Raw genomic sequence first — 17,736 nt, 5'->3', positions numbered from 1 at the left:
CATGCTGGACACCCTCATCAAAGGCGGCACCGTCATCGACGGCACAGGAAGCGAGCCCTTCGTTGCGGACGTAGGCATTCGAGATGGTCGAATCACTGCCGTGGGCCAAATCGACGGACCAGCACAACGCACCATTGATGCCACGGGCCTGCACGTGCTGCCGGGCTTTGTGGACATCCATACACACTACGACGGCCAAGCCTCATGGGACGAAACCTTTGCACCGAGTATTTACCACGGTGTGACCACCGTTGTGATGGGCAACTGCGGCGTCGGCTTTGCGCCCGTTCGCCCCGGAGATCGAGACGTTCTGATTGACCTGATGGAAGGTGTAGAGGAAATCCCTGGAACCGCGCTCACCGAGGGCATGAAATGGAACTGGGAAAGTTTTACCGACTATGGCCGAGCTCTCGACGCCCAGCCGCATTCCCTCGATTTCATGACGCTGGTGCCGCATGACACGCTGCGCCTGTATGTGATGGGCGAGCGCGCTGCACGCGGCGAGCCGGCCAAGGCCGATGACATCGTGCAGATGCAGGCTCTGCTGCGTCAAGCACTGCTGGATGGGGCCTGCGGACTGGCTGTGGGCAGCACCGAGACCCATCGCACCGCACAAGGCCGGATGACCCCATCCTTTGAGGTGTCGCCGGTCGAGCTCAACAGCCTTGCAGCCGTGCTCAAAGACCTGCCTTACCGCGTTCTGCAAGGCATCAGCGACTTCGCCAGCCCACGGGGCGCGCCTGCGGAAGAGAAAGCTCGATTTGACCGTGAGTACAGCAAACTCGAAGACATGGCCAAAGTCGCAGGGCGGCCCATTTCCATCACTTGGATGGACCGCGTCATCGCACCCCAGCAAAGTCAGTGGCTGGGCGACGCTTCACTGGCCAGCGCTGCCAAGGGAATCGACGTTAAGTTGCAGGCATCGCCTCGCGGAATCGGCGTGTTCAACGGACTCGACACCACTCTCAACCTGCTGGCCGCATTCCCGAGTTACCAAGCCATTGCTCACTTGCCAGCCAAAGAGCGTGCGGCACAACTGCGCGACCCCACCACGCGGGCCCGCATCCTGTCGGAAGCGCCAGTGAGCCTGTCGGTGGAAGGTTCATCCGTCCCACCATTGGCAGACTTCGTGATTCAGCGCTTTGAGCAAATCGCCTTCACACTGTTTCCGCTGCTGCCCGGCTCGGACGGCAGCATGGATTACGAGCCGCTGCCCGAGCTGTCTTTTGGGGCTCAGGCCAAAGCGCGCGGCGTCACTGCACGTGAGCTGATGTACGACCACCTTGCGCAAGGCGATGGCAATAACTTGGTCTATTTTCCGATCCACAACTACCTCAACGGATCGCTAGACAGGGTGCGCGAAATGATGATGCACCCCCAAGTACTTTGCTCGCTGGGAGACGCAGGTGCCCACGTGGGCACCATCTGCGATGCCAGCATCTCAACCACGATGCTTGCGCATTGGGGACTGCAACGCACCCGGGGTGAAAAAATCCCGCTTCCACAAGTCGTGCAGATGCTGACGCAGCGCAATGCCGCGCACATGGGATTGAATGATCGGGGTGTCATTGCGGCCGGCATGAAGGCCGACATCAATCTCATCGACTTTGATCGCTTGGCCCTGCCCATGCCCGAAATCGTGCGCGACTTGCCAATGGGCGGACGCAGGATGATCCAAAAGTCGATGGGTTATGTGGCGACCCTGGTTTCTGGGCAGCCAGTGATCGAAAATGGACAAATCACCGATGCGCGGCCCGGACGGTGGACACACGGGGCAGCAGCATAGGACAGGTTTTTTCATCGATTGCATTCGCAAAAGGTCAAATCAGTCAGTCCAAATTTCCTGCCGATGTTTGGCTTGAAGTCGGTGCTGGCTGCGCCAGCCGATCGCGACTCGTTTTAGCAACTTAATCTGCAAACGATGGTGCTGGTGCCAAAACAATCGGCAGCCACCTCATTCGAATTCGACTCCAGATGAACATGGGTGCCACACGGTTGCTTCAACTTTTGCATCGGATTGCACACGGTGTGGCCGATGCCAAGCTGCGGCGACGTGTTTGGCATCTCTCGCTATCCATTGAACAGTGAGTTTGTACATGGGTGACGTCAGCCCGATAGGCCTGCTATGGCTTGGAACATCCATGCTATTGGCCTCAGTTATTCGAGCCATGACCGGTTGGGCTTTTTCAATCATCGCGGTCCCCATGCTGAGTTTGGTGTTTCCACCCGAGCAGGCCGTGGTGCTGAACATCCTGCTTGCCTTGGCCGCCACTTTGAAGAATGTACCGGCAATGCGGGGCAAGATCTCTCGCCGGATTTTTCTGCCCTTGCTGCTCTCGGGTTTGGTGGGCACGCCGGTGGGGTACTGGTTGCACACCGCCATAGGCGAAGCTGGACTGCGCCTTGTGATGGGTCTGTTGGTTCTGGCGCTGTCGGCAGCCATGCTCCTGATACCGCCCCGCCCCCAAGCCTTGACTTTGCCAGCACTGACTCTGGCAGGGCTGGCTTCAGGGGTGTTGGGTGGCGCCGTGGGCATTGCCGGGCCGCCAGTGGTGGTGTTATTAATGCTCACCGCAACCGACATGGGCCAGGCCCGCGCGACCCTAGCACTGGGGCTGTTGACGGTGTGCCTGATGGCGGCATGCGCTTATTTGTTTGGCGGCCACATCACTGCGCCGGTGCTGCTGCTTTTTGCTCTGGCCTTGCCAGTGGTGTTGCTGGGCGACACGCTTGGCAACAGGTTGTTTGTCCGCTACGGCGGCCAAGCTGCTCGCCTGGTGAGCGTGGTATTGACCTGTGTTTTAGGGATTTTGAGCATAGCCCGTGCCCTGCTCGGACCGTGAGTCGCGATGTGCCGTATTGATTATTCACGGCACCATCACGCCAAACAACAGCGCGAATCCTTGCAAGGGTCTTGTTCAATTCTGTCTGGCCATAGCCCGCAGCCGGGCCTGCACGGCCGCTTCATCCAGCACCATTGGCGAGTCGGCCGGTTGGTCACCTGGCTCAAGCCTCACCCGGTCAATCTGACCGCTGTAGCGGAACGCACCCCGATCGGCATAGCGTTCGCTGATGGCTCGGCGCTTGTTGATGCCCACGCTCAGACCGCCCGAGGGCAGCCTCACCATCGTGGGCGAAAGGTCAGCCCCTGCAGCCACGACCTGTCCGTTCAATGTGAAATGGCCCTGCCCTTGACGATTGCCGAGGGCACGGTAATTCAACACGAAGTCCTGTGTCCCTGGCGTCAACAGGATCGGGATCAACTCAATGGGGCGATACCAAAGCTGGTAGGTGAAATGCAGTGCACCGTCCATGACAAACAGCACCATGCCGCTGAAGTGGTCGCCCATCGCCACAATCACACCTTCGTCGCCGGTGCGCCAGTCGAACTGCGCGCGCAACACGAAATTCCGGTCAGCGATCATGGGCGAAACAGTCACACCAGGTATGGCTTCGCTTTCGCGATAAAAGTCACGCGGAAGAAGGGCTTGAGCAAGCTCATGCGGCGGCAACGTGATGGCGCGCCGGTCGTCACGGTTGTCAATCGGGTAGACATAGTTCGCGGTGGCTTCGGCCTCAAACTCAGCCATCAGACGTTGCAGCACCTCGGGCTGGCTGGCAGCCAGGTCCTGCACCTCAGTGGGGTCGCTGGCGATGTGGAACAGCATCCAGTTGTTCAAGTCGAGTGGTTGCAGTGGCGGTTGAAGCGAAACGATTTTCCATTCACCGCTGATGTAGCCTCGGTTACCTTGCAGCTCGTAATACTGGCGCTGTCGCTGCACGGGGGCATCGAGCTGGTGCAGCGAGGCCGCGAAGCTCTTTCCATCCATGTGGCGAGTGCGGTATCCGTTATGCACTTGAGGGTAGTTGCCGCCGGTCAGATCTAGCAAAGTCGGCAGCACATCGGTGACGTGAATCCATTGCGATCGCAGCCCCCCCGGGTCGGCAAGGCCCTGTGGCCAATGCACAACAAAAGGCACCCGGATGCCGCCGGCCATGGGCGTGCGCTTGTAGAAGCGGTAGGGAGTGTTGGACAACTGCGACCAGCCGCTGGGGTAAGCCGCGTAGGTGGCGTCGTTGCCGACGGCGTTCGTCTCTACCAGCCGGCGTACCAGTGCAGCGTCTTCCGGAAAGCCCTGGCGACGGTCCTGTAGGTTCATCACACCGGTCGGGCCGCCAATGGAATTGGCACCGTTGTCCGACGTGATCATGATCAGCGTGTTGTCGAGTTGACCGCTTTTTTCCAGAAAGGCCAGTAAGCGACCCACGTTTTGATCGACGTTGTCCACCAGTCCGGCGTAACACGCCATGTAGCGTGCGTACAGTTCTTTTTGCTCGGTTGGAAGGGTGGCCCACTCGGGGATGCCGGGATTGCGCGGTGGCAATACGGCGTTGGGTTCGATCAGCCCCATGGCCCTCTGGCGCTCGAAACGCGCCAGCCGCAAGGCGTCCCACCCCGCCTCGTACACACCGCGGTATTTGGCCTGGTCTTCGGGCTTGGCCTGGTGCGGCGTGTGCGGCGACTGGAAGGCGAGGTAGGTGAAGAAAGGTTTGTCCGGTGCGCTGGCGCGGTTTTCCGCGATCCAAGCAATGGCCCGACTGGTGTAGTCATCAGGGGCAAAGTAGCCCTCTGGATACCCGTCCACTTGTGACAGCTGATTGCCTTCGAGCATGCGATCGGGCTGGTAGTAGCTGGTCTCGGCGCCCATGAAGCCGTAGAAGCGATCAAAGCCTCGTTGCAGGGGCCAGCCGCTGTTGTCAGCGGCGCTGTGCAGGTTGCGGTCGTAAGTGTTGTGCCATTTGCCGAGGGCCATGGTCGACCAACCCTGTTCGCGCAAAAGCTCTGACATCAAGGGCGCATCCTTGGAGATTTCGCCGCGATAGCCCGGATAGCCCGGGTCGTTGTGCGTCAGCCAACCACAGCCAACGCTGTGGGGGTTCTTACCCGTCAGCAGCGCGGCACGAGCAGGTGTGCACATGGGCACTGTGGTGTAGTGGGTGTAGCGCAATCCCTGGGCAGCCAGACGGTCGATATTCGGCGTGTGAATCTCACCACCGTAACAACCAAAGTCAGAAAACCCAAGGTCGTCGAGCAGGATCACGATGATGTTCGGACTGCCTTGTGGCGCACCCAAACGAGGCGACCAACTTGGCGTGGATTCTGGCAAAGTTTGGCCGATGCGCCCGGAAAAAAGAGCCCCTGGATCGGCGACTTTCAACGATGACGAGTCTTTGGAGGGCATGCAGGCTCCTTGTGCATAAATGGGCATTCGGTAAAGCCAAATGCCATCAATAGATCGATGGCTCATTTTATGGAGCGCGATGGATCGTGAATGTCAAAACACCGACATATGGTTGCCTTAGCGCTAGTGGTTCGCCCTAGGAGGTCGACAACGCATTGGGGCTGTGATGAGTTGAGCGCTGCACTGGGGAAACGCACTTTGCCAGCACGCAAACACTCCGGTGGTCCTTGACATCCTTGATTTGAAACATGGGAAGTCCAGCCATGATCACGCCATGCCCCAAACCCCATAACCCGTATCAGGATTTGTGCATATTCCCCAGGCGACTTTGCACTAGCATGCAGCACGCACTGGACGATGCCTATGAACCGAACTCTTCACCCTGTTACCGAGGCCCCACTGCGCTTTTGGCACCGCAATGCCATGGTGGAGCGACATCACGTTCCCCCAGACCGCACCCTGCTCGACCTGCTGCGAGAGAACCTGCGCCTGACCGCCACGAAAGAGGGCTGCGCCGCTGGCGACTGCGGGGCCTGCACCGTGGTGGTGGCCGAGGCGGTGGACGGGCGTTTGCAATACCGCGCTGTCAACAGCTGCATCAAACCGGCCCAGTCCATCGACGGCCTGGCGCTGTGGACCGCTGCCGACTTGGCCCGGCCTGACGGCACGCTGCACCCGGTGCAGCGTGCCATGGTCGCGTGTCACGGCTCGCAGTGCGGCTTTTGTACCCCCGGTTTTGTGATGAGCCTGTTTGCGCTCTACCAGCGCACGGTAGCGCAGGGCCAGGCCGTGGACAGCCACAGCGCCCATGAAGCTTTGTCGGGCAACCTGTGCCGCTGCACCGGCTATCGGCCCATCGTGCAGGCCGCTTGCAGCTTGCAGGCCGATGCCGCGCAGGCCGTGGATGAGACGCCCATCGTGGCGGCACTGCGCCAACTTGCGGTCACACCCCAAACCGATGGCGATTACCTGCGCCCGAGCACCCTGCCCGCTTTGCTGCAAGCCCGCGCCAAACACCCAACTGCGCAGCTGATCGCCGGGGCCACCGACGCCGGGCTGTGGATCACCCAAGGCCTGCGCCGCATGCCGCAGATCATTGACCTGACCCGCGTGGCCGAGTTGCGCCGGGTGGAGCATTACCCGCAGCACATCGCCATTGGTGCAGCCGTGAATTTGCAAGACGCGTTTGAAGCGCTGGCCGCGGACCGGCCCGTGATCGCGCCGTTTGGCGAGCGCTTTGCAGGCTGGCCAGTGCGCCAATCGGGCACGCTGGGCGGCAACGTGGCCAACGGCTCACCGATTGGCGACAGCATGCCGTTGTTGATCGCGCTGGGCGCACAGGTGGTGCTGATGGCTTGGAGAAAAGGGCGAGCTGTGCATCGCCATGTGCCGCTGGACCGGTTCTACACGGGCTACCGCCAAAGCCTGCTGGCCCCGGACGAGTTGCTGGCTTGGGTGGTGGCGCCCCGCCCTGCCCCGGGTGAATGGCTCGGCGTTTACAAGGTGTCCAAACGGCAAGAAGACGACATCTCGGCCGTGTGCCTGGCGGTGCAACTGCATGTGGAGGGTGGGCGCATCACCGCAGCACGCATCGGCGCAGGCGGTGTGGCCGCTACGCCTGCGCGTGCCGTGAAGACCGAGACCGCGTTGATTGGCCAACCGTGGAACGAAGCCACTTTGGCAGCGGCACAACAAGCCATCGCGCAAGAGTTTTCACCGCTCAGCGATTTGCGCGCCAGCGCCGATTACCGCCGCCAAATCCTGGGCCAACTGTTGCGCCGCGCCTGGCTGGAGAGCACCGGGCACAACACCGTTCGGCTGGAGACACTCGCATGAACACGCCATCCAGCACCCACCGCTTTCACGAAAGCGCCACCGCGCAGGTGCAAGGCCGCGCCAGCTACATCGACGACCTACCGCTGGTCGAGGGCACGCTGCACGCCGCGCCGCTGATGAGCCCCTTGGCCAACGCACAACTGATCGCCATGGACCTGGGGCCGGTGCTGGCCACGCCCGGTGTGGTGGGCACGGTCACCGCACAAGACATCCCCGGCGACCCGCTGCTGGCCACCTTTGTGCACGACGAGACCATCTTTGCCGGACCGCAGCTCATGCACGTCGGTCAGGTCATGGGCTTGGTGGTGGGCCACAGCCACACCCAAGCGCGCCAAGCGGCCCGCCAGGTGCGGCTGCAAACCACACAAGCCACGCCCTTGCTGCATGCCCGCGAGGCCCTGCAAGCAGGCAGCTTTGTGCTGCCCAAAGTCACGGTGCAGCGCGGCGATGCGGCGCAGGGGCTGGCGCAAGCCCCACACCGCCTGCAAGGCTCGCTGGAGATAGGTGGGCAAGAGCACTTCTATCTGGAAAGCCAGATCGCCTATGCGATTCCGCAAGACAACGGCCACTGGCTGATCCACAGCGGCACGCAGCACCCGGGCGAGGTGCAGCACTGGGTGGCGCATGCGCTGCACATCCCGCTGTCGCAGGTGCGGGTGGTGTGCCGGCGCATGGGCGGCGGCTTTGGCGGCAAAGAAACACAAGCCGGGCATTTGGCCGTGTGGGCCGCGCTGGCCGCGCACAAGTTTGGGCGGCCCGTCAAGATGCGTTTGGACCGGGGCGACGACATCCTGATCACCGGCAAACGCCACCCCTTCAGCCACGACTGGCAGGTGGGATTTGACGCACAAGGTCGGGTGCTGGGGCTCGATTCGGTGCAGCTGGCCCACTGCGGCCACAGCGCCGACCTGAGCGGCCCGGTGGCCGACCGGGCGATCTTTCACACCGACAACGCCTATTACCTGAGCGACCTTCACATCACTTCGCACCGCTGCAAAACGCACACCCAAAGCCACACCGCATTTCGCGGCTTTGGCGGGCCGCAGGGCGTGCTGCTGATCGAGACCGTGATGGGCGACATCGCAAGGCACTTGGGGCGGGACGCGCTTGATGTGCGCTTGGCCAACCTCTACGGTGCGGGGGAGCGCGACACCACGCCCTACGGCATGAAAGTCGAAGACAACATCCTGCACCCGCTGATGACACAGTTGGCCGAGCGTTGCGATTACCGCGCTCGCCGCCAAGCCATCACCGACTGGAACGCCCTGCACAGCGTGATCAAAAAAGGCCTGGCGCTCACGCCGGTCAAGTTCGGCATCAGCTTCACCGCCACGCAGTTCAACCAAGCGGGTGCCGTGGTCTCGGTCTACACCGACGGCAGCGTGCGCGTGAACCACGGCGGCACCGAAATGGGCCAGGGTCTGCACACCAAGGTCTGCGGCTTGGTGGCCCGTGTGTTGGGCTTGCCCGCCGCCCAAGTGCAAGCCAGCGCCAGCGACACCGACCAAGTGGCCAACGCCAGCGCCACGGCGGCCTCCAGCGGCACCGACCTCAATGGCCGCGCTGCCGAAAACGCCGCGCTGCAAGTGCGCCAGAACATCGCCGAGTGCATCGCCAAGGCCGATGGGTGCGAGGTCGATGCCGTGCGTTTTGAAGGCGGGCAAATCTTCACACCCGCTCGCCAGCGCAGCTTCACCGAGGCCGTGCAACACGCCTACGGCCAGCGCGTGCAGCTGTGGAGCGACGGCTTTTACGCCACACCCAAAATCCACTACGACCGCACCACGCTGACAGGCAGGCCGTTTTATTACTTCGCCTACGGCGCGGCCTGCAGCGAAGTGGCCATCGACACACTGACGGGCGAATACCGCGTGCTGCGAACCGACATCCTGCACGATGTGGGGCATTCGCTGCACCCCGAGATCGACATCGGCCAGATCGAAGGCGGCTTTGCGCAAGGCTTGGGCTGGCTCACCACCGAAGAGCTGGTTTGGAACGCCAAAGGCGAGCTGCTCACCAAGGGCGCGAGCACCTACAAGATCCCCACCGCCGCCGACATGCCCGCGCAACTCAACATTGCGCTGTGGCACGAAGCCAACCGTGAGGACAACGTGGGCGGCAGCAAGGCCGTGGGCGAGCCGCCCTTCATGCTGGCTATCAGCGTGTTCGAAGCCCTGCGCGACGCCATCGGCGCCACCCGCCCGGGCCGCACGCCCATCCACCTGGACACCCCCGCCACGCCCGAGCGCGTGCTGAACGCTATCCTTACCCCATGACTGTTTCGTTATTTGGGGTCAGATCCCAATTAAATTTAATTGGGGTCAGATCCCAATTAAATGACCATTTGATGACCTGCCTCTCCGCTTCATGACACTCGACTCCCTCTCCAATTTGCAAGGCTGGCGCGCAGGCCTGCTGTGGTTTCCTGACCCGCAAAACCCAAAGGCCCGCCACGAAAGCGACGGCTTGCTGGTGACCGCACGCGAGGCCGACGGCATCGTGCGCATCCAGGCCATCGGCCCCTACAGCGAGTTGGCTGCGCAATACCCCGATCTGCTCACCACCCACTGGCCTGGTCTTTGCATCGCGCCGGGCTTTGTCGATCTGCACATCCATTACCCGCAAACCGACGTGATCGGATCGCCCGCAGACGGCTTGCTGCCTTGGCTGGAGCACTACACCTTTCCCCACGAAAAGCAGTTTTCTGACCCCGCCTACGCGCACGAAGTCACCGGATTTTTTCTGGACGAGCTGATGCGCCACGGCGTGACCACCGCGCTGTGTTTTGCCACCGCCCACCCCGAGTCGGTCGATGCCTTCATGGCCGAAGCCCAAAAGCGCCGCCTGCGCATGATCACCGGCAAGGTGCTGCAAGACCGCCACAGCCCCGACGGCCTGCGCGACACCGACACGGCCTTGAGCCTGCGCCAGACCGAAGACCTGATCCGCCGCTGGCATGGGGTGGACCGCCTGGGCTACGCCATCACACCGCGCTTTGCGCCCACCAGCACCCGCGAGCAGCTGCATGGCGCAGGCGAGATCGCGCAGCAGTTTCCCGATGTGTGGATCCAGTCGCACGTGGCCGAAAACCTGGATGAAATCCGCTGGGTGCAAGAACTTTTCCCCGAGGCGCGCAGTTACCTCGATGTGTACGACCGCGCAGGCCTTTTGCGCCAGCGCTCGGTGTATGCGCACTGCATTTACCTGGATCAGACCGACCGCCGCCGCATGTCCGAAATGGGCGCGACCGCAGCCGTCAGCCCCACCAGCAACCTGTTTTTGGGCAGCGGCTTTTTTGACTACACCGCGTCAGACGCGGCGGGTCTGCGCTATGGCCTGGCCAGCGATGTGGGCGGCGGCACCAGCTTCAGCCCTTTTCAAACCATGCACGCGGCCTACACGGTCGCTCGGCAAAGTGTGGGCCGTCCCGGCATCAGCCTCGCACCCGAGCACCTGTGGTGGCAACACACGGCGGGCGCAGCCGCATCATTGGACCTGAGCGGAAAAGTGGGCAACTTGCTGCCCGGTTGTGAAGCCGACTTTGTGGTGATCAACCCCAAAGCCACCCCGCTGCTGGCCCGCCGCTCCGCGCAAACCGAGACCCTGGCCGAATGGCTGTTCGCCATGATCGTGCTGGGCGACGAACGCTTGATTGCGCACTCGGTCATTCAAGGTCAAAGTGTGAAGCTCGACCCATAGCTCAGCGACTTCAGCTCTACAAAAAATAGGCTTGCCTTGTCAGACAATACGGCATGAGCGCCGAGAACGAACACCCCATCATCGACCCCTACGAATCCCAACGCGCGTCTGTGCGCCGGGGCATTGCGCAATTTCAGGAGCGCCTGCAGGCTGCAGGCCACGACTTCCGCGACCCACCTCCCGAGCCGACTTCCTGCTGCGGCCGCGGTTGTAACGGTTGTGTGTGGGAAAGCTACGACGCCGCGCTGATGTTTTGGTACGAGGACGCAGGCGCTTTGCTGGCTTAAGCGGACCCAGCCCCTGTTGAATTAAGCAACGGCTGGCTGTTGAAACACCCGAATGCGTGGCGCAATCGTGTCAGTGAGCGTTCTTGCGGCATGACGCATGTCATATTCGGTTTGCAGGTTCAGCCAAAAGCGGGGCTCCATGTTGAAAAACAGGCCCAAACGCAGGGCGGTATCTGCCGTCACGGGACGGTTGCCATTGACCAGATCGCTGATTCGACTGGGCGATACATCAATGTCAGCGGCCAGCTGACGCGCAGTGATGCCCATGGGTTTCATGAAGTCTTCCAACAAAATTTCGCCGGGGTGGATTTCGTCAAGTAATTGGCTCATCTTCAACTCCTCAGTGGTAGTCCACGATTTCGACTTGGTAAGCGCCGTTGTCGTGCCAAACAAAACAAATTCGCCATTGATCGTTGATGCGGATGCTGTGCTTCCCTTTTCGATCGCCCTTCAAGGCTTCCAAGTGGTTGCCAGGTGGTACTTTCAAACTGACCAATTCAGTCACCGCATGCAACTGCAACAACTTGCGCCGAGCCACGCGCTCTATGTTGTTGAACCTGGGTACCACCTGGCTTCGAAACAAAGCCTCGGTGTCGGCGCAAATGAACGAATGGATCATGGCGCAATTTTATTCCGCGTCACGGAATCCGTCAAGAAGATCGAAAGACACGTATCTGATGCGCCTCCACCCCATCATGTCGATGAAACCAAGACTTCAATGTCCGAAGCGGCTGCAGGCCGCACCAGCCGCCCCAACTCCTGCCCATCGCGCAAAACCACCAGCGTGGGCCAGAGCTTCACGCGGTAATGGCGACCCAGCGCACGGCCCGGGCCGTCTTCGATTTTGAGGTGCTGACAAGGCAGCTCTGTGTCGGTGTGCGAGGCCAAAGCCTGTGCGATCAAGGGCTGGGCGGCACGGCAGTGGCCGCACCATTCGGTGCCAAATTCCAATAGGGTAAGGCCAGCCAGCGCCTGCACCTCGGCCAGGCTGGGCGCTTCGATGGCGCTCAAGTAGGGTTTGAAAGTGCTCATGGCTTGACCTCCAGGGTGTTGGGGATGGTGCTGAACAGACTGGACACCGTGCCCCGCAGCCACTGCAGGCAGGGGTCTTTGTCAAAGCGCTGGCTCCAGTGCATGGAGACGGTGAAATCGCGCAAGGGCAGATCGGGTTCGATCAGGGCCAACGCACCGGCTTCGGCAAAGCCTTGCGCAAAATTGCGTGGCATCAAGACCGCCAAATCGCTGCCGCGCACGATGCCGGGCAGTGACAAAAAGTGACTCACCGTCAGGCGCAGGCGGTGCTGCCAATGCATCAATTCCAAAATGCGCAGCGTGTCCGAATGGGTGCGCACGGCGGCGAATTCCAACTCGGCCAGCAAGGCATGCGCGGTGTCGGGCGCAGTCCCTGCATTTTGAAGTTGCTGCCAACGCGCCGCCACCGGGTGACCTTGGCGCATCAGCACCACATAGCGGTCGCTCAGCAAGGGCTGTTGCAAGGTGTCGTTCACCTCGGGCAAAAAACCGATGGCCAAGTCCAGCTGGCCGTTGTCCAGCGCGGGGGCAATTTTGTCGTGTGGCAGCGGCAGGGCTTCGAGCCGCATGCCCGGCGCGTGGTACTGCAACGCCAGCACCAACTCGGGCAAAAAACGCGCCTCGCCAATGTCACTCAGGTGGACTCGCAGCACACGGGCAGAGCGCTGCGGGTCAAACACCTGCGAAACATTGAGCGCATCCTCGATCGTGCCCAGCGCCAATTGCACCGCCTGCGCCAGCCGGTCGGCACGCGGCGTCGGCCGCACGCCCGCGCCGCTGCGCTCGAACAAGGCATCACCCAGCACAGCCCGCAAACGCGCCAGGCCCTGGCTGGCCGCAGGTTGCGACATGCCCAGTTGCTGCGCGGCCAAGCTCACGCTGCGTGTGCGCCAGACCGCGTCAAACAGGCGCAGCAGGTTCAGGTCCAAGTCTTTGATATTCATTTAGCGCATACCGTTTATTCGGAATATTTTATGTACTTATACGTAAGATGGTCTTTGGCCTGCCCCATGCGGGCGCAACAACGCAAGGAGCGTGCTTTGGAAGTTTCATTTCACGAAGAAATCAAGGCCCTGCGCATGGGCGCGGGCGAGGTCTTTCATGGCGAAGGCATTCTGGCCATCACCAAGGGCCTGCTGCAGTCGGGCGTGAGTTATGTGGGCGGCTACCAAGGTGCCCCGGTCTCGCACCTGCTCGATGTCATGGTGCAGGCCAAGCCCTACATGGACGAGCTGGGCGTGCATGTGGAGGCGTGTTCCAACGAAGCCTCGGCTGCAGCCATGCTGGGCGCATCCATCCATTACCCGATTCGCGGCGCAGTCACCTGGAAATCGATTGTGGGCACCAACGTGGCGGCCGATGCGCTGTCCAATTTGTCCTCACCCGGCGTGACAGGCGGCGTGCTGATCGTCGTGGGCGAAGACTACGGCGAAGGCGCGAGCGTCATTCAAGAGCGCACACACGCCTACGCCCTCAAGTCGGGCATGTGCCTGCTGGACCCCCGGCCCGAGCTGGGCCAGATGGTCAACATGGTGGAGCACGGTTTCAGGCTGTCTGAGGCGTCCAACATGCCGGTGATGATGGAGCTGCGCATCCGCGCCTGCCATGTGCGCGGCCAGTTTGTGGCCAAGGACAACCAAGCCCCCAAACTCTCCAAAAAGCACCTGATCAACGAGCCGGCCGGCTTCAACTACATGAAGCTGGCGCACCCGCCGGTGACGTTTGCGCAAGAAAAACGCAAAGTCGAACACCGCCTGCCAGCTGCCCGCCAATACATTGCCGAGCAGCGCCTGAACGAACACTTTGAAGGCAACCAACACCGCCACCTCGGCCTGATCGTGCAAGGCGGTCTTTACAACACCCTCATGCGCACCCTGCAGCAGTTCGACTTGGCCGATGCCTTTGGCGTGACCAGCCTGTCGGTGCTGGTGCTCAACGTGACCTACCCGCTGGTGCCGGGTGAATTGGTGAATTTCTGCAAAGACAAATCGGCGGTGCTGCTGCTCGAAGAAGGCCAGCCCGAATACATCGAGCAAGAACTGGCGCTGATGCTGCGCCGCCTCGATCTGCAAACTCCGCTGCACGGCAAAGACATGCTGCCTTCTGGCGGCGAGTACACCGCCGAGGTGATGGCCCAAGGCCTGCTGAAGTTTCTGGACCACCACCAAGCCGATGCCGTGCCAGAAGCCACGCGCCAATGGCTGCACACCAACGGCGAGCGACGCCAGCAAGTGCAAACCCTCTTGGGCAGCCCCGTGCCGGCACGGCCACCGGGCATGTGCATTGGCTGCCCCGAGCGCCCGGTTTTTTCTGCGCTCAAACTGGCGCAACAAGACGTGGGCCCAGTGCACATCGCGGGCGACATCGGCTGCCATGCCTTGGCCACCTTCGAGCCATTTTCTTTTGGCCACTCCATCCTGGGTTACGGCATGAGCCTGGCCAGCCGGGCGGGTGTGTCGCCGGTCATGAAGCGCCGTGTGTTGTCGGTCATGGGCGACGGCGGTTTTTGGCACAACGGTTTGCTCACGGGCGTGCAAAGCGCACTGTTCAACGGCGACGATGCGGTGCTGCTGATCTTCAAAAACGGCTACACCTCGGCCACCGGAACGCAGGACATCATCAACACGCCCACCGACATCGCCAAGGAGTTGGCGGGTGACAAGCGCCAGAGCATGGTGCACACCAACCAGACCATCGAGTCCACGCTCAAAGGCCTGGGCGTGCAGTGGCTGCGCACGGTGCACACCTACGAAGTGAGCCACATGCAGGCCACTTTGACTGAGGCCTTCACCACCGAGTTTCAGGGCCTGAAAGTGATCGTGGCCGAAGGCGAATGCCAGCTGGAGCGTCAGCGCCGCATCAAGCCCTGGTTGGCCTCGCTGCTGTCCAAAGGCGAACGGGTGGAGCGTGTGAAATACGGCGTGGACGAAGACGTGTGCAATGGTGACCATGCCTGCATTCGCCTCTCGGGCTGCCCTACATTGACGCTGAAAGACAACCCCGACCCGCTGAAAGTGGACCCGGTGGCCACCGTGATCGACGGCTGCGTGGGCTGTGGCTTGTGCGGCGAAAACGCCCACGCGGCCACGCTGTGCCCATCGTTTTACCGCGCCGAAGTGGTGCAAAACCCCAAGTGGCACGAACGCCTGTGGGCCCGCTGGCAAGGCCTGGCCACACGTTGGCTGCAACCTGCTTGAAACGCCCATTTCAGAGACACACCATGACCCAACCGATTTCCATTTTGTTGTGCGCCCTGGGCGGCGAAGGCGGCGGCGTGCTGGCCGACTGGCTGGTCGATGTGGCCCGCCATGCAGGCCACCCGGCGCAAGCCACCTCCATTCCCGGCGTGGCGCAGCGCACCGGCGCCACCACCTATTACCTCGAGGTCTACCCCCTGCCCCACAGCCAACTGCAAGGCCGCTTGCCGGTGCTGGGCCTGAACCCGCTGCCGGGCCGGCTCGATGCACTGGTGTCTTCGGAATTGCTGGAAACCGCTCGGCAGATCGGCAACGGTCTCGCCTCTGCCGACCGCACGCTGGTCATCAGCGCCTCATCCCGCGCCCTGACCACCGCCGAAAAAATGACCATGGGCGATGGCCGCCGCCCCGAAGGACCGCTGCTCGACGTGGTGGCCGCGCACAGCCAGCGCCACCATGTGATGGACATGGCCAGCCTGTGCCAGCAAAGCGGCACCATGGTCAGCGCTGTCATGCTGGGGGCGATAGCAGGCAGTGGCTTGCTGCCTTTTTCGCGGGCGCATTACGAGGCCGTGTTGGCGGGTCCCAGCAGCTCGGCCAAGGCCAGCTTGCGCGGCTTTGCGCTGTCTTTTGACCTGGTCACGCGCCAACGCGAGCAAGCGCAGTATGTCGAGCAGGTGATGAAGCCGGCTGCAGCTGCACCCTCTGCATCGGCGGCTTTGCCTTCAGATGTGGCCGCCAAGTTTCCCTCCGTGCTGCACCCCCTCATGGGCTTGGCGCACCAGCGTTTGGTGGAATACCAAGGCCCCGCTTATGCCCGCCTGTATGTTCAACGCATCGAACGCTTGCTCAGTGCTGAAGGCAATTCAAAAGACACCAGCCACCCCGTCACAGCCGAAGCGACACGTTGGCTGGCCTTGTGGATGGCATTTGACGACATCATCCGTGTGGCCGACTTGAAGAGCCGCGCCAGCCGCTGGGACCGCGTGACACAAGAGGTCAAAGCCAAAGAGGGCGATGTGCTCAAGGTGTACGACCACTTCAAACCCGGCGTGCCGGAGCTCGCTGCCCTGTTGCCGCAAGGCCTGGCCAACAAACTGTTGCGCTGGGACCGCGCCCGCGTGGCCAATGGCAAAGCGCCATGGTCCATGCCACTCAAAGTGGCGCGGCATGCGCTGTGGGGCATGGCCAGCTTGCGCCTCTTGGCCAGCCTGCGCGTGCTGCGCCCGCTGGGCAGCCGCTATCAGACCGAGCAAACCTTGATCGAAGAATGGCTGGGGGGCATCGAAGCCGCCACGCGCCTGACACCCGCACTGGGTCTGGAGCTGGCGCGTTGCGGTCAACTCATCAAAGGCTACGGCAGCACCAACGAACGCGGCAAGGACAACCTGCTGCACATCCTGCGCCATGTGTGCGGGCCAGCCTCCAAAGTGCCTGTGGCTGAGCAAGCGCAGGCCGTGGCCCGTATTCGCAACGCGGCATTACAAGACGAAGCCGGTCAAGCGCTCGATCAAGCCTTGCTGCAACACGGCGCGCCCGCGCGCCCGGTCAAGGAACAACCCGTGCTGTGGATGAAAAATCCCAGGCTGCAAAAATGAAACTGCCAACAACGGCCAACGCCTTGGCCCGATCATCCAAGAACGCAAGATCAGCGGAGATTGACGCAAAAGACACCCAGTAAGAGCGGTCTCCGTCCGCGAAGCCCCCTATCGCGGTCAGAGACCGCTCCTACAGGTAAAGGCCTGATCGCGGTCAGAGACCGCTCCTACAGGTATGGGCATGATCGCGGTCGGAGACCGCTCCTACAGATGTTGTTCAAACCCCGGCCAGCTCGCGCAGGGCTTGGGGGTTGGGAAGACCCAACACACGCCCGCCACCGCTGATGAGTTCGCGTTCGCGCAGATGGCGCAGCACCCGAGAAAAGGTTTCGGGCGCGATGCCCAGTTGCGCCGCGATCGTGCGTTTGCGCTCTGTGAGTTTCACAGCCAGGCCACCCGACTGATCGGTGGGTTCGGCATGGCGCAGCAGCCATTCGGCGCAACGTGCATCGGCGTCCTTGGCCAGGCGGCTGACGGCCATTTCGGTTTGTTGGCGTTGCGAACGGGCCATGTCCATGAGCAAATTTTGCGAAGCCTCGGGCAAAGCTTGCACCTCGGCCACGAAGTCGCCCACGCTCACGCAGTGCAGCTGCACCTCGGTCTCTGCCACCGCATCGACCACGTGTGGCAGCGCCAACAGGCCAGAAGCGGCTTCGAGCCAGAAAGGTCCCTCGACCACGCCCAACTGGTGCGCCATGTGGCCATCCGCCATCACGCCCAGCACCACCCGCCCCTGCATGACGTGCACGATGCGGTCTACCGCATCGCCTCGGTGAAGCAACACAGTGCCTGCAGCAACGGGGGCTGCAGACTCGGACAAAGGGGGCAAAGAGGTATCCAACAT

General features: G+C 62.0%; 14 protein-coding genes. 8 read left to right on the top strand and 6 right to left on the bottom strand.

Features of this window, described 5'->3' with window-relative positions:
* Window position 1: 1 nt before the first annotated feature.
* A complete protein-coding gene (locus B9Z50_RS13330; RefSeq protein WP_233249868.1) occupies window positions 2-1,786 on the top strand; it encodes an amidohydrolase family protein in 1,785 nt (594 codons plus the stop codon).
* A 355-nt stretch (window positions 1,787-2,141) separates the two neighbouring features.
* Window positions 2,142-2,843 carry a sulfite exporter TauE/SafE family protein gene (locus B9Z50_RS13325; protein WP_158270686.1) on the top strand — a complete coding sequence of 234 codons (702 nt, stop codon included), beginning with the start codon at window positions 2,142-2,144 and terminating at the stop codon, window positions 2,841-2,843.
* A gap of 75 nt (window positions 2,844-2,918) precedes the next feature.
* On the opposite strand, the gene B9Z50_RS13320 is transcribed toward B9Z50_RS13325, so the two are convergent.
* Window positions 2,919-5,243: an arylsulfatase gene (locus tag B9Z50_RS13320; RefSeq protein WP_108365437.1), complete on the bottom strand. Its 2,325-nt coding sequence runs from the start codon at window positions 5,241-5,243 to the stop codon at window positions 2,919-2,921.
* 357 nt (window positions 5,244-5,600) lie between these two features.
* Between B9Z50_RS13320 and xdhA the strand changes: the two genes are divergently transcribed.
* From xdhA to B9Z50_RS13300, 4 genes are all read left to right on the top strand, one after another.
* Window positions 5,601-7,079 carry a xanthine dehydrogenase small subunit gene (gene xdhA / locus B9Z50_RS13315; RefSeq protein WP_370463082.1) on the top strand — a complete coding sequence of 493 codons (1,479 nt, stop codon included), beginning with the start codon at window positions 5,601-5,603 and terminating at the stop codon, window positions 7,077-7,079.
* The gene (gene xdhB, locus B9Z50_RS13310) at window positions 7,076-9,355 is read left to right on the top strand and encodes a xanthine dehydrogenase molybdopterin binding subunit (protein WP_108365127.1); all 2,280 of its coding nucleotides are present in this window, start codon (window positions 7,076-7,078) and stop codon (window positions 9,353-9,355) included. Before xdhA ends, xdhB begins: the two co-directional genes overlap by 4 nt.
* 91 nt (window positions 9,356-9,446) lie before the next feature.
* Window positions 9,447-10,778 (top strand): guanine deaminase, encoded by a 1,332-nt coding sequence (gene guaD, locus B9Z50_RS13305; RefSeq protein WP_108365125.1) that lies wholly within the window; start codon window positions 9,447-9,449, stop codon window positions 10,776-10,778.
* Window positions 10,779-10,831: 53 nt separating this feature from the next.
* A complete protein-coding gene (locus tag B9Z50_RS13300; RefSeq protein ID WP_108365123.1) occupies window positions 10,832-11,065 on the top strand; it encodes an oxidoreductase-like domain-containing protein in 234 nt (77 codons plus the stop codon).
* A 21-nt stretch (window positions 11,066-11,086) separates the two neighbouring features.
* Here B9Z50_RS13300 and B9Z50_RS13295 read toward each other — a convergent pair whose 3' ends face one another.
* The 4 genes from B9Z50_RS13295 to B9Z50_RS13280 form a co-directional block, all read right to left on the bottom strand.
* The gene (locus B9Z50_RS13295) at window positions 11,087-11,395 is read right to left on the bottom strand and encodes a HigA family addiction module antitoxin (protein WP_108365121.1); all 309 of its coding nucleotides are present in this window, start codon (window positions 11,393-11,395) and stop codon (window positions 11,087-11,089) included.
* Window positions 11,396-11,405: 10 nt separating this feature from the next.
* Complete coding sequence (locus B9Z50_RS13290; RefSeq protein WP_108365119.1) at window positions 11,406-11,684, bottom strand: type II toxin-antitoxin system RelE/ParE family toxin; 279 nt, start codon at window positions 11,682-11,684, stop codon at window positions 11,406-11,408.
* A 74-nt stretch (window positions 11,685-11,758) separates the two neighbouring features.
* Window positions 11,759-12,097, bottom strand: a complete 339-nt coding sequence (locus tag B9Z50_RS13285) for a thioredoxin family protein (protein ID WP_108365117.1) — start codon at window positions 12,095-12,097, stop codon at window positions 11,759-11,761.
* The gene (locus tag B9Z50_RS13280) at window positions 12,094-13,041 is read right to left on the bottom strand and encodes a LysR family transcriptional regulator (protein ID WP_108365115.1); all 948 of its coding nucleotides are present in this window, start codon (window positions 13,039-13,041) and stop codon (window positions 12,094-12,096) included. Before B9Z50_RS13280 ends, B9Z50_RS13285 begins: the two co-directional genes overlap by 4 nt.
* 96 nt (window positions 13,042-13,137) lie before the next feature.
* On the opposite strand from B9Z50_RS13280, the gene B9Z50_RS13275 reads away from it, so the two are divergent.
* Window positions 13,138-15,294 (top strand): indolepyruvate ferredoxin oxidoreductase subunit alpha, encoded by a 2,157-nt coding sequence (locus tag B9Z50_RS13275; RefSeq protein WP_108365436.1) that lies wholly within the window; start codon window positions 13,138-13,140, stop codon window positions 15,292-15,294.
* Between the two features lie 23 nt (window positions 15,295-15,317).
* Entirely contained in the window at window positions 15,318-16,892 is a 1,575-nt protein-coding gene (locus B9Z50_RS13270) for an indolepyruvate oxidoreductase subunit beta family protein (protein WP_108365113.1), read from the top strand.
* 217 nt (window positions 16,893-17,109) lie between these two features.
* Here the strand turns inward: B9Z50_RS13270 and B9Z50_RS13265 are convergent, their stop codons facing one another.
* Entirely contained in the window at window positions 17,110-17,736 is a 627-nt protein-coding gene (locus B9Z50_RS13265; protein ID WP_108365111.1) for a Crp/Fnr family transcriptional regulator, read from the bottom strand.

The organism is Limnohabitans sp. Bal53, assembly GCF_003063355.1.
Lineage (GTDB): Bacteria > Pseudomonadota > Gammaproteobacteria > Burkholderiales > Burkholderiaceae_C > Limnohabitans_A.
This window is presented reverse-complemented; position numbering and strand designations above follow the sequence as displayed.

Excerpts from the sequence above, each read along its gene's own strand:
- B9Z50_RS13330 (WP_233249868.1), top strand. The coding sequence starts at position 2 with ATGCTGGACACCCTCATCAAAGGCGGCACCGTCATCGACGGCACAGGA.
- B9Z50_RS13325 (WP_158270686.1), top strand. The coding sequence starts at position 2,142 with ATGCTATTGGCCTCAGTTATTCGAGCCATGACCGGTTGGGCTTTTTCA.
- B9Z50_RS13320 (WP_108365437.1), bottom strand. The coding sequence starts at position 5,243 with ATGCCCTCCAAAGACTCGTCATCGTTGAAAGTCGCCGATCCAGGGGCT.
- xdhA (WP_370463082.1), top strand. The coding sequence starts at position 5,601 with ATGCCTATGAACCGAACTCTTCACCCTGTTACCGAGGCCCCACTGCGC.
- xdhB (WP_108365127.1), top strand. The coding sequence starts at position 7,076 with ATGAACACGCCATCCAGCACCCACCGCTTTCACGAAAGCGCCACCGCG.
- guaD (WP_108365125.1), top strand. The coding sequence starts at position 9,447 with ATGACACTCGACTCCCTCTCCAATTTGCAAGGCTGGCGCGCAGGCCTG.
- B9Z50_RS13300 (WP_108365123.1), top strand. The coding sequence starts at position 10,832 with ATGAGCGCCGAGAACGAACACCCCATCATCGACCCCTACGAATCCCAA.
- B9Z50_RS13295 (WP_108365121.1), bottom strand. The coding sequence starts at position 11,395 with ATGAGCCAATTACTTGACGAAATCCACCCCGGCGAAATTTTGTTGGAA.
- B9Z50_RS13290 (WP_108365119.1), bottom strand. The coding sequence starts at position 11,684 with ATGATCCATTCGTTCATTTGCGCCGACACCGAGGCTTTGTTTCGAAGC.
- B9Z50_RS13285 (WP_108365117.1), bottom strand. The coding sequence starts at position 12,097 with ATGAGCACTTTCAAACCCTACTTGAGCGCCATCGAAGCGCCCAGCCTG.
- B9Z50_RS13280 (WP_108365115.1), bottom strand. The coding sequence starts at position 13,041 with ATGAATATCAAAGACTTGGACCTGAACCTGCTGCGCCTGTTTGACGCG.
- B9Z50_RS13270 (WP_108365113.1), top strand. The coding sequence starts at position 15,318 with ATGACCCAACCGATTTCCATTTTGTTGTGCGCCCTGGGCGGCGAAGGC.
- B9Z50_RS13265 (WP_108365111.1), bottom strand. The coding sequence starts at position 17,736 with ATGTTGGATACCTCTTTGCCCCCTTTGTCCGAGTCTGCAGCCCCCGTT.